Genomic DNA, 14,302 nt, shown 5'->3' on the forward strand with positions numbered 1-14,302 from the left:
AAGGAAGGTGTGGATGCGAATATCCACGCCGAGAAATCTGCCGATCGGAAATGACCACCCACGCATAGCTATCATTGTATGCGCTGCCGTCATACCATCGGGAGATGCGCGTTATTGCAGGAACCTATCGCTCCCGTCAGCTCGCCGCTCCGCGTGGTCTGGATACACGGCCAACGAGCGACCGATTGCGTGAGACTCTCTTCAGCATTCTTTCGCCGCGGCTCGAAGGCTGCCGCTTTGTCGACCTCTATGCCGGAACCGGCGCAGTTGGAATCGAGGCCCTGAGCCGTGGTGCGGCCCATGTCTGGTTCGCCGAAAATGCCGATCCTGCACTCGCCTCGCTTCGCACTAATCTTGCGGCACTGAAGATCAGCAGCGGCTATACGATTGAGCCGCGCGGAGTCGGCGCTGTGCTGCAGAAGCTGGGCAAGCTTACCCAGCAGATCGATCTGATCTTTCTCGATCCGCCGTATGAGGCAGAGGCGGAATATGCGGGCACGCTGAGCTTTCTCGGCAGCGCTCGCGGACGCGAGATGCTTGCGCCCGATGCGCTGGTGATTGCGGAGCATACCAAAAAAGCGAAGCTGGCCGCGCGCTATGGCGGATTGGAGCATACGCGGTTGGTGAAGCAGGGCGACGCCTCGCTCAGTTTTTTTGCCTTTGCGGAGGAGAAAACCCCCCACCCTGATGCTGCCCTGTAAGCAGATCGACGGAGAAGGCGACTTCTTTGTCGGTCATCAGGTTCCAGCCGAAGCCGTGCAGCGTGTTGCCCTCGACGACCGTGATGCGAAGGCCCTCCCAGCTTAGCTTTGCTGTGTGCCACGCCTGGCCATCTTTGCCCCAGGCGATGACGCTGTGGAAACCCGAGAAAAGCAGCAGATCTTGCTCGGGTAGCGAGCGCACTTCGACCACCGGCTTGAGCGTAATGTGAGTGCTGCGTTCGGGGTGCGCCGTGTCGACGATGTAGGCGTACCCTCCAGCGACGGCGCAAAGTTCGTCCGGGTTTGGGCAGGCGAAGACGCCAGTGGGCATGCTGGGATCGTTGAAGCCGAGGGCGCAGGTGGCGAGAAAGGCTCCGCCGCTGGCGGGCCGGACCATCAGTTGCAACGCGCCTCGGGCCAGTGCGTCCTCTTCGCCTGCGATCTGCTGAGGATAGGTGAACTGGCGGGCGGGCGCGATCATTGGCGACTGCTTCAGGACTTCGGCGGTCCAGCTTTGTGTCATTGGATCTGGTCCAATGACTGGGCCATATCTTCGAGGAGGTCTTCGATGGCCTCGCAGCCCGCGCTCATGCGGATGAAGCCCTCGGGAATGGCATCGCCTCCCCAGCGGGCGCGGCGTTCGGCGGTGGTGGTGATGCCGCCGAAGCTGGTGGCTTCAGTGAGGAGTTTTGCGTTCGCCAGAAATTTCTCTGCGGCTAAGCGGTCGTGCAGAGTGAAGCTGAGCACCGCGCCGAAGTATTGCATCTGCTTCGCCGCAATCGCGTGGCCGGGATGCGTGGGCAGGCCGGGGTAGAGGACGCTCTCGACCTCTTTGCGCGTCGTCAGAAACTCCGCGATGTGCTGGGCATTTTCGCAGCTTCGCTCAAGCCGCAGGGGCAGCGTGGCGATGGAGCGCAGGGCGAGCCAAGCCTCCATGGGGCCGAGGATGCCCCCGGTAAGCGTGCGCCACTGGTCGATCTTCGTAAGCAGCTCGAGGTCGCGCGTGGCTACGTGGCCGAGAAGGATATCGCTGTGGCCGGTCATGGATTTAGCGTCGGAGGCGACGGAGAAATCTGCGCCCATCGCGAGCGGGCGCTGGCCCAGCGCAGTGGCGGTGGTGTTGTCGACGGCTACCAGCACGCCCTCACGGCGGGCCGCTTCGCACAGCGCGGCGATGTCGCAGATCTCCATGGTGGGATTGCTGGGCGTCTCCAGCCAAAGCAGCTTTGCACCCCCCAACAGCTCGGCCTGCGCATTGCGGGCGGTGGGGGCGGTGCGAAGCTCGATGCCCATCTTGGCGAAGTACTCCTGCGCCAGCACACGGGCGGCGAAGTAAGCGTTTGAGGGAAGCACGACAGCGTCTCCGGGGCGCAGGATGGCTCCAAAGACCGCGGTAGTGGCAGCCATGCCCGAGGCGAAAACCAGTGTATTGGCACTGTAGCCGGGGCCGGACTCCATCTCGGCGATGGCACGTTCCAGCTCCGTCCAGGTGGGGTTATGGGAGCGGGCGTAGCTGTAAGCCGCGTTCGCGGGGTCGCCGGGAGTATGGTACGGAGCCGCGAAGACCGGGCCGGAGTGGAGCGGTGTGCCGGGAACGGCCGGGGTCAGACCGGAGCGGATGATCTTTGTGGAATCGCGCATGAGTCTCCGAATGGAGGGGGAGTCTACCGGCTGGAAAAGTGCTCCCATCCCTGTGGCTCAAGTGTAGCGCGGCTGCCGTTTGGCTCAAGCAGGGTGATCAGTGAGCGCTCGGACTGTTTGCGCGTGAACTGCCCTATGCGTGTGATGGGGACACCCCCAAGTTGCCGAGGCATGCGCGCCGATGCCGGAGCCGCGAAGAGCAACTCGTAGTCTTCGCCGCCATGGAGGGCAGCGTCCAAGGCTTGCCGAGGGCGCAATTTGCCGGCAAGGGGATGCAGAGGAATCGCGGCCTGCTCGATCTCCGCTGAGAGCGTGGAACTCTGGCAGAGGTGGATGAGGTCGGTGGAAAGCCCGTCGCTGATGTCGATGCAGGCCGTCGCCAGCCCGCGGCGAAGCAGAGCCAGCCCCACGGCGATGCGAGGCTGGGGAAAGGTCTGAGGGTGATTTGCGACGTCTCTGACCTTTTTGAGTCTCGTATCACCCGCCAGCATGGTGGCGAGCTCGGTCGCGGCGCCTCCAAGCGATCCGGTGACATAGATCGCATCGCCTGCATGTGCCCCTGACCGGCGCAGCGATTTGCCGGCTGGAGCCGTACCCAGAAGGACAATATCGGCAAGGATGGCATCGGACGGGGACTGAGCGGTATCTCCCCCGGCGAGGGTGATCTTATGCTGTCTGGCGAGGCTTTGCAGGCCTTCGAAAAAGCGTCTCGTCCACGCCCGGCCCCTGGCGGTCGCGACTAGATCGGCAGGCAGGGCGAGCGAAAGGAAGGCGGTCATGGGGGTTGCGCCCATGGCGGCCAGGTCGCTGAGACCACGCGCAAGGCACCGGTGACCGACAGACTCAGGTGGGTGCAGATCGCGGCGGAAGTGTCGCCCTTCGAGGGTAAAGTCTGTCGTAACAAGGACTTCTGACCCAGCCGCAGGGCGGAGGATAGCGCAGTCGTCGCCAATGCCAAGGGCTACGGCTCGACTTCGCGAGGTGCCGAAGTCACGGCGGATTTGCTCGATCAGGGCTAACTCTCTCATGGTGTGCGAAATATGGCCGAAACGTGGTATGACGATGGTATATTGTGTGGCAAAAGCGAGTTGTGCGGCATCGTTTGGTTTGTTAGGCTGTATCAGACGCTCAAATCAAAACTGCAATGTTGGAATGCCAATTAGTGAAGCTCATTTGCCTTGATTGAATCGTGCCTTTGAGTTCATCCGCAGTGAAGCTTTGCGAACGGCGATTGTAGTGCGGTCAAAATTTATGTGGGTCTGGACTGTCGATTGATTCTTAAGAAGCGTTATTACCTCATGTTCGTCAGCCGTGACGAAGACGGCGGCTTGAAGAAGGTTCCGGTGCCGCTGCACTATGCCTATATCTTCGTGGCGGCCGCGGTAATTGGCATGTTTACGATCACCGGGATGGCCGGATCGTACTCGCGGATGCTGATCAAGACGGCACGCTTCAACCAGCTTCGACAGGACCATAACTCGCTGCAAAAAGATTATGCGCATCTCGAGAAGACAGCGCACGATAAGGACGTAGAGGCTGCGTCGCTGGGTTCGCTGGCGAGCGAGGTTTCGGCCCTTTACGGTCTGACTGCGGCCAAGCTGACTTCCACCGGCAAAGTGGTGGTCACGACAGGACGGCATGGACGGTCGGCCGGCACCGAATCGGTTGCGACGGCTGCCCTGACCGAAACCAGCAACAGCCTCACCGATGACAGTTACTACAAGTCGCTCCAATCTTTTTACGCTCTGCGAAACTCCGCGATGAGCGGATCGGTGACGCGTGCGCTGACAGTCATCGGTAGCCCCGACTACACCCCGTCGGGCGGCCTGAATATGACCGATACCGGCAACCTGCAGATGGCTTCGTATGCTCCCTCGTTGTGGCCGGTCATGGGACCGATCACGAGCAGCTTCGGCGAGCGCGAAGATCCGGTCAAGGGCAACGGTGAGGGCGAGTTTCATAAGGGCCTCGATATCTCCGCGCCGACCGGGACACCGGTACACGCAACTGCCGATGGAGTGGTGAAGCTGGCAGGAATGGTGAATGGCTACGGTCGCGAGGTCATCATCGATCACGGCCATGGTGTCGAGAGCTGCTACGCGCACCTCTCTGCCTTCGCTTCGATCATCGGCCAGGTGGTGATTCGAGGCCAGGTGATCGGATATGTTGGCCACAGTGGCAGGGTTACCGGCTCCAATCTTCACTACGAGGTCCGGATCCGCAACACTCCGGTTAACCCACACCGCTATATGCGGGTAACGATGGCAAATCTGGGTAAGGACGCGGCGTCAGGCAGCTAGGCAGCAGTGCAGTGCTTGAGGCATAATCCCGATCTGCACCGACGAGCACCGTTTGAAAAGACAATCCAATCGCTGTGTACGGCACAACGGGCGAGGAACTGAGTCCTCGCCCGTCGTACTTTCTCCAGACTATTTTCCGGTATAAACGACATGCCAGATGCTCCTGGTGCCATCGTCGGAGACGAACAGCGAGCCGTCTTTGGCTACGCTTACGCCGACCGGACGGCCCCATACTTTGCCATCGGCGCGGACGAAGCCGGTCAGAAAGTCCTCATACTCTCCGGTAGCGTGGCCGTTCTTCATCGGCACGCGGATCACTTCATAGCCAGCGCGTTGATTGCGGTTCCATGATCCATGCTCCGCGGCGAAGGCATCCCCATCGTAGGAAGAAGGAAACTGCTTGCCGTCGTAGAACGTCATCTCCAGCGAGGCAAAGTGCGGCTGCAGAAGAACGTCAGGGACGATGACCTTCGACTTCAACTCGGGGTGCTTACCGCCGAGGCGTGGGTCGGGATGGTCGCCGATGTAGTACCAGGGCCAGCCGTAAAAGCCGCCCTCCTCGATGTGGGTGATGTAGTCGGGGACGAGATTATTGCCCAGCTGGTCGCGCTCGTTGGTCGAGCACCAGAGCTGCCCGGTGATGGGGTTGATGGCCTCGCCGACGCAGTTGCGGATGCCATAGGCGTAGATCTTCACGAACTTGCCTTCGGGCGTGTACTCCAGCACATCGGCGCGGTGAAACTCGCGGGAATGGGTGTCGGGGTCGTCGATGTTGGAGCCAGAGCCGACCGAGACGAACATCCGCTGGCCATCCTTTGAGAAGACGACATCGCGTGTCCAGTGGCCGCCGCCGCGTAGCTGCGCGTAGCCCGGCAGTACAGGGACGATGGTCTCGGGGGCTGCCGTAGCTTTCAGATCGCCCTCTTTGTAGGGAAAGCGGACGACGCTGGTGGTGTTGGCAATGTAGATCCACTTGGGATTCGCGCCGTTGGGGTAGAAGGCGATGCCGAATGGATGGTCGAGGTCGCTGGCATAGGTCTCGATCGTCTTGACCTTTCCGTCGGCAGTAACGCCGCGCAGCACCTTGACCTCACCCGCAGCGCTGTCGGCGACGAAGAGGTCGCCGTTGGGCGCGGTCAGGATGTAACGGGGCTGCTTGAAGTCCTGCGCGTAAAGCTCGACCTTGAAGCCCCTGGGCGCCTGGGGCCAGGCATTGTCGGGACGCGGCACCATGTCGGCCCCGTTGTCGACCGACTGCTCAGGGGCAGGCGCGGGCAGATCGGCGACGGTGATCTTGCGGCGGACGCCGGGATGCTCCTGCGAGTAGTCGGTGAAGGCGTTCTGCCCGGTGATGGTCTGGGTGGATTGAGCGGAGAGCGACAGTGGCAGTACGGACGCAATGGAGGCGAACGCAAGCATCTGGAGAAGAGAGGGAAGTGGTCTATTCATGCGGATACTCCTTGCATGCTGAAAGACATTTAGGTGCTGCTGGCCGGGGCAGCGAAATCTAATTGCCGACAATCTCAAATTCGAGGGGGGCAGGTTATTTCGTTATGTATAGAACTGACGAATGGAAGCCTGAGAGGGTTTGATGCCAGCTTCAAAGCTGGAGAAATTTACGGCCCGATTATTTACCTTACCGCTCGCGTTTGTCACGCCCAGCCATGCTGGATCATGGCTGAGGGCTGGCAGATGGCGCAGTGAGCTCCTTGAGCAGGTCGAGAGGAACAGTCCCGGTCAGGACAGTGCGGTCCTTGTGCTGCTCGACCCTCAGCGACGCAATAACGGTACGCAGCGACGCGTCGGCCGGGGTGCGGGGCTGGCCCTGCTGGATGGATTTGAAGAGGTTGAGAAGCGTACTCAAAGTCTCGGCGGAGCGGGCGGCCTCGGCATCGGTGGGAGCGATCTGCTCGATGCGCAGATGCAGCGCGCCCACATAGCGCAGGCTGGCGACGAAGGTGGTGTCCTCGGGCAGCGGAAGCTGCAGCCCAAGCACAGAGATGTAGCCGCGTTCGGAGAAGGGCAGGCCGATGTGGCCGATGGCCCATGCGCTCGACAGCAGGGGAACGTCGCGATAGCGCGCTGATAGCAACGAAGAACCGGAGAAGGGCGATGCCGCCGCGCGGTGACGATCGAGGATGGAGTGGATCTGCTCGGTCGTGGGCATGTTGGAGGCGGCGATGGTGTCGTAGTCGAGCTGTGCGACGCGGAGCTGGCGCGCAGTGCGGGTCTTGGGATCGAGGTCGCCTACGGGGATGGTGAAGATGGTGTGGCCGTCGTAGGTCTCCTGCGAGGTGGCGATGGTCGCAAGATAGCGGGCGAGGCGCGTCCCGTCGAAGCGGCCTTCGAAGACCTCGGAGTAACCGACCGGGCCGTTGGGGCCGTTGGGGTCGTCCATGCGGTGCAGCGCGAAGGCGGCGTCGTCGAGGTCGCGCTCGGGCACGATCCCGGTGGCGTCGATGAAGTGCTGGTAGTCGGCGCTGCGGGTGATTGGGGTGCGGTCGAAGTGGGTTGCCAGCCGCAGAGGCTTCAGGTTGAAGTAGACGATGGCGTCGGACTCAGGCAGCAGCCGCGCGGCCTCCGGCGGAGCGGCCTTGCGCAGGAAGATGGCGACGGCCAGCGCGGCTACGAGCGCGAGCACGATAAGAAGCGAGTAGCGGGTCGATTTGCGCATCCACTCTGTTTCTACTCTGTCCGGCAGCGGAGGGCAATGTTTTCAGTGAGTTTAGGGCGGTCTCCCAATCCGTCGCAAGCGCAGGTGAGTCTGTGAAATCTTGTCTGATTGTCAAAGAGAGATTTCAAGACCTTTATTGTTGCTGACTTGCCTCGATAGGTCGGAACTGAAATAATCCTGCCACATTTTAAATACCCTTTTCATCAGCGACGAATCGTCAGGAGCGAATCAATGGAACGCAGGGATTTTTGCAAGATGATTGCCGCAGCGGCGGCAGCGACGGTTGCACCTACAGCAGAGGCGGGGCAGGCAAAGCCGAAAGTTCCAGGGGTCTCTCCTGAGGAGGCGGCGAAGGTTGCACAGACGCCCGCGTTCAAGAGCTTCGACACGTTGAACGAAGACTATGCGGCATTCTGCGCGACACCGGCGGAGCAGCGGGAGTTCTTCGCGCTGAAGGATGGGCAGTTCCTCAAGGAAAAATTGGATGACGCAGAGTGGAAGCCGACGGCCTGGGGCGATCCGCCGGAGTTGCCGGTTCCGGGTGGGTCTTTGGACGGGGTGCCGATGGTGGGGCCGATTGCGGGACTCTCCGGTGAGGGGCCGTACAAGCCTGAGTGGGATTCGCTGCAGCAGTATGAGACGCCGGAGTGGTATCAGGACGCGAAGTTCGGCATCTGGGCGCACTGGAGCCCGCAGTGTGTTCCCGAGCATGGGGACTGGTACGCCCGCAGCATGTATATGGAAGGATCGGACGACTACAAGAACCAGATGGCGCACTATGGCGACCCGTCCCGGTTTGGATACAAGGATTTGTGCGCGCAGTGGACGTTGTTGAACTGGCAGCCGGAGGAGCTGATCGCGCGATACAAGAAGGCGGGCGCGAAGCTGTTTATCACGCTGGCGAACCATCATGACGGGTTCGACGCGTGGAGATCGAAACACCATCCCTGGAACTCGGGCGCGATTGGGCCTCACCGGGACGTCGTTGGCGAATGGGCCGCCGCGGCACGCGGGCAGGGAATGAGATTCGGAGTGACCGTGCATCAGGCGCGGAACTGGTGGTGGTTTCAGACCTCGCACGACGCGGACAAGGCCGGGCCGAGAGCCGGCATGCCGTACGACGGCCGGATGACGATGGCAGACGGAAAGAATACGTGGTGGGAGGGGCTTGATCCGCAGCTGCTCTACGGGCCGAAGCACCCTGAGAATGCGCTGCCGGACATCTCGTACGTGAAGAACTTTTACGACCGGACACGCGATCTGATCGATCAGCACAACCCGGACCTGTTGTACTTCGATAACACGCTGTTTCCGCTGGGGTGGGGCGGAATGAATATCGCCGCGTATTTCTACAACCGCAATCTGCAGACGCATAGCGGGAAGCAGGAGGGCATCCTCAACGTCAAAGGCGTGCCCGACCACCTGGCCAAGACGGTGGTTGCGGACTACGAGCGCGGCATCACCAGTAAGATCATGCCGTATGTGTGGCAGTCGGAGACCTGCATCGGAGACTGGCACTACGACCGCAAGTTGTACGACAAGCCGGGCGAATATGGCGGATACCTGCCGCCGAGGGACGCGATCCACTGGATGGTGGATGCGGTCAGCAAGAACGGCATCTTCATCCTGGACGTTCCGGGTAAGCCGGACGGCACGATCGATAGCAAGGAGATCGCGGTGCTGGACGGGATTACAGCGTGGATGCAGACGAACGGCGAGGCAATCTACGAGACCCGGCCGTGGGCAGTCTACGGCGAGGGGCCGAATGCGGTGACGGCGGGATCGTTCCAGGGCAAGAGCGTAACCACGTTGGGCGAGAAGGACATACGTTTCACACGGAACAAGGCTAAGACGGTGGTTTATACCATCGTGCTGGGCTGGCCAACGGGGGAGTTTGTGGTGGAGTCGCTGGGGACGTCTGCCGCGACGAAGCCGGGCAAGGTAACGAATGTTCAACTGCTGGGGACGGACGCGAAGGTGAAGTGGAAGCAGACGGCGGCGGGGCTGAGTGTGACGCTGCCGGAGCGGTACAAGCCGTCGGTGGACTATGCTGCCGCGCTGAAAGTGATCTTCACTTGAAGAGCACTTTCGCCGCTCCGGTAAACTAGAACTTCCCGTCAAGGGAAGCCGCATGCCAGCCGAAATCATTCTTCAGCAAATTCCGGACGCTGCCGCGTTCCTCGACATGCGCGAGCAGCTCGCGACCGTTCGCGCCACGCTCGCCGAACGCGAATCCGAGCTTGCCCAAATCCGCGCCCAGCTCAAGACCTTCGAAGGCCGTTACCTCCGCCAGGTAGGCATCCTCTACGCTGAGCTCGATGAGCTGGAAGCGCGCATCGCCGAGCGTGAAGTAGCCCTCTACGACTCCGACTCCGCACGCCGCCGCGCCGAGGAGACCCGCCAGCGCGCCCAGGAGACTCACGATGCCGCATTCGGCGAGGCCCGCGAAGCCGAAGAATTCGACCCGCCGCTCAGCCTTAAAGCCCTCTTCCGCGATGTCGCCAAGCGCATTCATCCCGACTTCGCTCGCGACGACGCCGAGCAGAAGCACTTCACCCTGTTGATGGCCCGCGCCAACCAGGCCTACGGTCATGGCGATATTGAAACCCTGCAGCGTCTGCTTGACGATCACCGCGAGATCAACGCCTTCATCGCCGGAGAAGGTGCCGCCGCCGAGATGCTTCGCATTGGTCGCCAGATCCGCCATGCCGAGCGTGACATCGTCACCCTCGACACCGAGCTGCACACGCTGCTCGCCAGCGACATCGCCCATCTTCACCTCGACGCCGAGGCCGCAGCCCGCGAGCACCGCGACCTCCTCACCGAACTTGCCACCAGCCTGCGCGAGCAGATCGCTGATGCTCAGAGCCGGTTCCAGCTTGTCGACCGCCAGATCAGCGGGCTTGGAAGATAAAGATGGAAGATAAAACCAGAGGCGGCCTGCAGCACATTCCCACCGGCACCGCGCTGACGCTGGGTTCCACTCGCTCCGGCATCATCGCGCGAGGCCGTCGCGACGCAGCCAACGCGGCTTCCAACCCGCACTACCGGCAGGCTGTTTCCGACTACAACGCAGGCAACTTTGCCGAAGCCGCAACCGGCTTCCAACTCGCCGCCGAGCAAGGCCACGCCGAGTCGCAATACCTGCTCAGCACCATGTACGATGCGGGCCAGGGACTGCCCCAGAATGATACCGAGGCTGCGTACTGGGAGCGCAAGGCCGCGGAACAGGGCCACGCTTACGCGCAGGCCAATCTCAGCTTCCGCTACTACGCAGCCAACGACTTCGCGGAAGCTTTCGCGTGGTGCCAGCGTGCCGCCCACAGTCATCTCGCCTGGGCGCAATACAACCTCGGCCTCATGTATCGCAAAGGCGAGGGAGTCGAGCAGAGCAACACCGAAGCTGCTCATTGGTATCGACTTGCCGCCACGCAGAATTTTCCCGAAGCCCAGCAGAAGCTGGCCGACCTCTACTACACCGGCCAGGGAGTCGCACTCAGCTACGCGCAGGCCGCTGCGTGGTATCGCCAGGCCGCCGACCACGGTAACGCCGAGGCCCAGTTCCAACTCGGCCACCTCTACGCCATAGGCCAGGGCGTAGAGCACGACTACACTCAGTCCCGCCACTGGACTCGTCAGGCCGCCCTTCAGGGCCACGAACAGGCGCTCCGCGAACTCAAGCGCCGCGAGTACCGCGACCCATAACCTCATCCATAAGCACCAGCATTAAGTCCGGCAGTCAGGAAAAATGTCCACGATGAGAAAATGGAAATATCATCGCCAAACTAGAAAGCGATGATGTCGGGAGAAGGCAACAGACTTTGAAACTGAAATTACCTGCTGGCCCCTTCAAGGCTTATCTGTTCGATTGCGACGGCACCATCGCCGATTCGATGCCACTTCACTACGTCGCCTGGCGGAATGTGCTTGCCGAGTGGGGTTGCGAGTTCGACGAAGAGATCTTTTATGCGTGGGGAGGCATGCCGGTGACGGAGATTATCTCCACGCTCAACCAGCGGCATGGGCTAACAATGCCGGTCGAAGAGCTATCGCGGCGAAAGGAAGAGGCTTACTACGCAGCCCTTCCGCAGCTCAAGGCTGTGCCCGAGGTGCTGGAGCACATCGAAGATCAGTTTGGACAGATTCCCTTTGCCGTGGTCTCAGGAAGCACCAGGGATTCGGTGGTGGCGTCGCTTAAATCGCTCAAGATTCTCGATCGGTTCGACACCTTGGTCTGCGCCGGGGACTACGCGAAGAGCAAGCCCGATCCGGAGCCGTTTTTGACGGCGGCGCGCAGCCTCGGAGTCGCGCCCGAGTCGTGCCTGGTCTTCGAGGACACGGACATGGGCGTACAGGCTGCGACCGCTGCGGGAATGGCCTCGGTGAAGGTCCCTCCGCCATGGGAGCGGGTTTCAATTGGCTGAAGAGTTTTCAAGAGGCAGCCACGTTGCGACCACGTTCCGGCTATGCTAAAGTTACGACTGCGGCGCACTCTGCGCAGGCACTGCTGCGCGTTCTGCGGTTGGGCTTACAGAGGGCCGATTTATAGCGGTAAAGCAGGGCTGTTTGGGCTGGCGTAGCTCAGCTGGTAGAGCATCTGATTTGTAATCAGAGGGTCGGGGGTTCAAGTCCCTTCGCCAGCTCCAGTTTCAGGTAGCCATGAGATGTAGAAGCGGTAGAAAGACGGATTTGGTTGTACTGCTTGCCGTTCTGGTCATGCAGGCCTCCTCAGACTTCTTCAAGGTTTTAGATAACCCGCACGATTCGGGATATGGATCGTTGCACGGGGCTTGATGGATTGAGACGAGGGCTGTGCGTTGCAGAGAGGATTTTGCAGGATGTGCACAGGTGGCCGAGTGGTTAATGGCAGCAGACTGTAAATCTGCCACTCTTCGAGTTACGGAGGTTCGAATCCTCCCCTGTGCACCACTAGTTTTTAGTTGTACGAGTGGAGCGTTGTGGATCTAAGCCCTGTAGGCAGCGGACGGATGTGGATTGCGCTTGCTGTCATCGGGGTATTGGCCTTACTTTCCTGGCATACGATGCAGCCAGGAAAATATCGGTCGCTGACGTGGGTTTTATTAGGCTATTTTGCCTTCCGCGTTGGGTTGGAACGCTACCGTTCGCGGTAAAATTGTTTTACGGTAGAAAAATTTGCAGTTGCTTACAAGTTTTCATGCTGGCGTAGCTCAGTGGTAGAGCACTCCCTTGGTAAGGGAGAGGTCGAGAGTTCAAGCCTCTCCGTCAGCTCCAGATTTTTTTGAGAAGTCCAGAAGGTGGACGACTTTGCAGTAGCAGGGCGGGAGTAACTCAGTGGTAGAGTCACAGCCTTCCAAGCTGTTGGTCGCGGGTTCGATTCCCGTCTCCCGCTCCAAACGTTTGCAGGCGATTCCGTAGGAGATTGCGTTGAGCACTTTGCATGAGCAGGCTGTACTTCATGTCGCCGACCCCGAGCCGTTTGGCGTGGTGAAGGGGGCCGTTGAATCCTCATTCTCTTCGGGGCATGTAGCAGGCTTTCTGAAGTCCCTCGATCGTTCGGGGGTTCGTGTGCGTGATTTTCAGTCTGTGCTGGGCAAGGGTCTGTTGGGCGGCGGCACGGCAGCGGAGTATGGCCGGCTGGGTAACAGCGATCAGGGCCAGATTCGCGAGCTTTACCTCGCCAGCCTCGAGCGCGTTGCGCCGGAGCTGCGACAGAAGTTTTTCAAGCTGTACGCGTACTACTGATCGGTGAGTTGATTTTTAGCTAAATTTTTTATACCGCCGGTCCAACGCCGGCCAACACGAGGAGACGAGTAGTCATGGGCAAGGAAAAGTTTGACCGGTCAAAGCCGCACGTAAACATTGGAACGATTGGGCATATCGATCACGGCAAGACGACGCTGACGGCGGCGATCACGAAGGTGCTGTCGAAGCACAACCCGAAGAACACGTTCCGTTCGTTCGACACGATCGACAACGCTCCTGAGGAGCGTGAGCGCGGTATTACGATTGCGACCTCGCACGTGGAGTACGAGACGCCGAACCGCCACTATGCTCACGTCGACTGCCCGGGCCACGCCGACTACATCAAGAACATGATCACGGGTGCGGCGCAGATGGACGGCGCGATTCTCGTCGTGGCTGCGACCGACGGTCCGATGCCGCAGACTAAGGAGCACGTTCTGCTCGCGCGCCAGGTTGGCGTTCCCTACATCGTGGTGTTCCTGAACAAGTGCGATGCGGTCGAAGACGAAGAGCTGATCGAACTGGTCGAGATGGAGGTTCGCGAGCTGTTGTCGAAGTACGACTATCCTGGCGACGATACCCCGATCATCCGCGGTTCTGCGCTGGGCGCGTTGAACGGCGAAGCGAAGTGGGAAGAGAAGATCGACGAGCTGATGGCGGCGGTGGACAAGTATGTTCCGCAGCCGGAGCGCGCGGTCGACCTGCCCTTCCTGATGCCGATCGAAGATATCTTCTCGATCTCCGGCCGCGGAACTGTAGTCACGGGCCGTATCGAGCGCGGCAAGATCAAGGTTGGCGAGGCGTGCTCGATCGTCGGCTTCCGCGACACCCAGCAGACGGTGTGCACGGGCGTTGAGATGTTCAAGAAGCAGCTGGACGAAGGTCTGGCGGGCGACAATGCCGGACTTCTTCTCAGAGGTATAGCGAAGGAAGATGTGGAGCGCGGCATGGTGCTGGCGAAGCCAGGATCGATTACGCCGCACACGCAGTTCAAGGGCGAGATTTATGTGTTGAGCAAGGAAGAGGGCGGCCGTCACACCCCGTTCTTCAACGGCTACCGCCCCCAGTTCTACTTCCGCACCACGGACGTGACCGGATCGGCGAAGCTGCCGGAAGGCACCGAGATGGTGATGCCGGGCGACAACATCCAGTTGGAGATCACGCTGCACACACCGGTTGCGATGGAGAAGGGCTTGCGCTTCGCCATCCGCGAAGGCGGACGCACCGTCGGCGCTGGGACCATCTCCGAGATCATTAAGTAA

General features: G+C 60.7%; 13 protein-coding genes and 4 tRNA genes. 12 read left to right on the forward strand and 5 right to left on the reverse strand.

The window, feature by feature from the left end; genetic code table 11:
• Positions 1-104 precede the first annotated feature (104 nt).
• Complete coding sequence (gene rsmD, locus VMU57_RS00145; protein ID WP_325379543.1) at positions 105-701, forward strand: 16S rRNA (guanine(966)-N(2))-methyltransferase RsmD; 597 nt, start codon at positions 105-107, stop codon at positions 699-701.
• Here the strand turns inward: rsmD and VMU57_RS00150 are convergent.
• From VMU57_RS00150 to thiL, 3 genes are read right to left on the reverse strand one after another with little or no spacing between them, the layout of a single operon-like run.
• Positions 646-1,224: a hypothetical protein gene (locus tag VMU57_RS00150; RefSeq protein WP_325379545.1), complete on the reverse strand. Its 579-nt coding sequence runs from the start codon at positions 1,222-1,224 to the stop codon at positions 646-648. The two genes, rsmD and VMU57_RS00150, sit on opposite strands and share 56 nt — an antisense overlap.
• Positions 1,221-2,342 (reverse strand): cystathionine gamma-lyase, encoded by a 1,122-nt coding sequence (locus VMU57_RS00155; RefSeq protein WP_325379547.1) that lies wholly within the window; start codon positions 2,340-2,342, stop codon positions 1,221-1,223. Before VMU57_RS00155 ends, VMU57_RS00150 begins: the two co-directional genes overlap by 4 nt.
• A gap of 23 nt (positions 2,343-2,365) precedes the next feature.
• The gene (thiL, locus tag VMU57_RS00160; protein WP_325379549.1) at positions 2,366-3,370 is read right to left on the reverse strand and encodes a thiamine-phosphate kinase; all 1,005 of its coding nucleotides are present in this window, start codon (positions 3,368-3,370) and stop codon (positions 2,366-2,368) included.
• A 243-nt stretch (positions 3,371-3,613) separates the two neighbouring features.
• Between thiL and VMU57_RS00165 the strand changes: the two genes are divergently transcribed.
• Complete coding sequence (locus tag VMU57_RS00165; RefSeq protein ID WP_325379551.1) at positions 3,614-4,642, forward strand: M23 family metallopeptidase; 1,029 nt, start codon at positions 3,614-3,616, stop codon at positions 4,640-4,642.
• A 129-nt stretch (positions 4,643-4,771) separates the two neighbouring features.
• On the opposite strand, the gene VMU57_RS00170 is transcribed toward VMU57_RS00165, so the two are convergent.
• Both VMU57_RS00170 and VMU57_RS00175 read right to left on the reverse strand, forming a co-directional pair.
• The gene (locus VMU57_RS00170; protein WP_325379553.1) at positions 4,772-6,091 is read right to left on the reverse strand and encodes a sorbosone dehydrogenase family protein; all 1,320 of its coding nucleotides are present in this window, start codon (positions 6,089-6,091) and stop codon (positions 4,772-4,774) included.
• Between the two features lie 223 nt (positions 6,092-6,314).
• On the reverse strand, positions 6,315-7,316 hold the full coding sequence (locus tag VMU57_RS00175; protein ID WP_325379555.1) for a hypothetical protein: 1,002 nt from the start codon (positions 7,314-7,316) through the stop codon (positions 6,315-6,317).
• 231 nt (positions 7,317-7,547) lie between these two features.
• On the opposite strand from VMU57_RS00175, the gene VMU57_RS00180 reads away from it, so the two are divergent.
• The 10 genes from VMU57_RS00180 to tuf all read left to right on the forward strand — a co-directional run bounded on the left by VMU57_RS00180 (position 7,548) and on the right by tuf (position 14,302).
• Positions 7,548-9,395: an alpha-L-fucosidase gene (locus tag VMU57_RS00180; RefSeq protein ID WP_325379557.1), complete on the forward strand. Its 1,848-nt coding sequence runs from the start codon at positions 7,548-7,550 to the stop codon at positions 9,393-9,395.
• Between the two features lie 52 nt (positions 9,396-9,447).
• Positions 9,448-10,230, forward strand: a complete 783-nt coding sequence (locus VMU57_RS00185; protein ID WP_325379559.1) for a hypothetical protein — start codon at positions 9,448-9,450, stop codon at positions 10,228-10,230.
• A 2-nt stretch (positions 10,231-10,232) separates the two neighbouring features.
• Positions 10,233-11,021: a tetratricopeptide repeat protein gene (locus VMU57_RS00190; RefSeq protein ID WP_325379561.1), complete on the forward strand. Its 789-nt coding sequence runs from the start codon at positions 10,233-10,235 to the stop codon at positions 11,019-11,021.
• A gap of 116 nt (positions 11,022-11,137) precedes the next feature.
• A complete protein-coding gene (locus VMU57_RS00195; RefSeq protein ID WP_325379563.1) occupies positions 11,138-11,740 on the forward strand; it encodes an HAD-IA family hydrolase in 603 nt (200 codons plus the stop codon).
• Between the two features lie 146 nt (positions 11,741-11,886).
• Positions 11,887-11,962: transfer RNA gene (locus VMU57_RS00200), tRNA-Thr, on the forward strand.
• A gap of 196 nt (positions 11,963-12,158) precedes the next feature.
• A tRNA-Tyr gene (locus tag VMU57_RS00205) sits at positions 12,159-12,245 on the forward strand.
• Positions 12,246-12,494: 249 nt separating this feature from the next.
• Positions 12,495-12,569 (forward strand) — tRNA-Thr (locus tag VMU57_RS00210).
• Between the two features lie 46 nt (positions 12,570-12,615).
• Positions 12,616-12,690, forward strand: a tRNA-Gly gene (locus tag VMU57_RS00215).
• A 32-nt stretch (positions 12,691-12,722) separates the two neighbouring features.
• Positions 12,723-13,040: a hypothetical protein gene (locus VMU57_RS00220; RefSeq protein WP_325379565.1), complete on the forward strand. Its 318-nt coding sequence runs from the start codon at positions 12,723-12,725 to the stop codon at positions 13,038-13,040.
• Positions 13,041-13,114: 74 nt separating this feature from the next.
• On the forward strand, positions 13,115-14,302 hold the full coding sequence (gene tuf / locus VMU57_RS00225) for an elongation factor Tu (protein ID WP_325379567.1): 1,188 nt from the start codon (positions 13,115-13,117) through the stop codon (positions 14,300-14,302).

It is taken from the genome of Edaphobacter sp. (assembly GCF_035532915.1).
Classification (GTDB): Bacteria; Acidobacteriota; Terriglobia; order Terriglobales; family Acidobacteriaceae; genus Edaphobacter.

What these genes read in the sequence shown, in the direction of transcription:
- VMU57_RS00150 (WP_325379545.1), bottom strand. Translation starts at nt 1,224, where the DNA reads ATGACACAAAGCTGGACCGCCGAAGTCCTGAAGCAGTCGCCAATGATC.
- VMU57_RS00155 (WP_325379547.1), bottom strand. Translation starts at nt 2,342, where the DNA reads ATGCGCGATTCCACAAAGATCATCCGCTCCGGTCTGACCCCGGCCGTT.
- VMU57_RS00180 (WP_325379557.1), top strand. Translation starts at nt 7,548, where the DNA reads ATGGAACGCAGGGATTTTTGCAAGATGATTGCCGCAGCGGCGGCAGCG.
- rsmD (WP_325379543.1), top strand. Translation starts at nt 105, where the DNA reads ATGCGCGTTATTGCAGGAACCTATCGCTCCCGTCAGCTCGCCGCTCCG.
- VMU57_RS00185 (WP_325379559.1), top strand. Translation starts at nt 9,448, where the DNA reads ATGCCAGCCGAAATCATTCTTCAGCAAATTCCGGACGCTGCCGCGTTC.
- thiL (WP_325379549.1), bottom strand. Translation starts at nt 3,370, where the DNA reads ATGAGAGAGTTAGCCCTGATCGAGCAAATCCGCCGTGACTTCGGCACC.
- tuf (WP_325379567.1), top strand. Translation starts at nt 13,115, where the DNA reads ATGGGCAAGGAAAAGTTTGACCGGTCAAAGCCGCACGTAAACATTGGA.
- VMU57_RS00190 (WP_325379561.1), top strand. Translation starts at nt 10,233, where the DNA reads ATGGAAGATAAAACCAGAGGCGGCCTGCAGCACATTCCCACCGGCACC.
- VMU57_RS00170 (WP_325379553.1), bottom strand. Translation starts at nt 6,091, where the DNA reads ATGAATAGACCACTTCCCTCTCTTCTCCAGATGCTTGCGTTCGCCTCC.
- VMU57_RS00175 (WP_325379555.1), bottom strand. Translation starts at nt 7,316, where the DNA reads ATGCGCAAATCGACCCGCTACTCGCTTCTTATCGTGCTCGCGCTCGTA.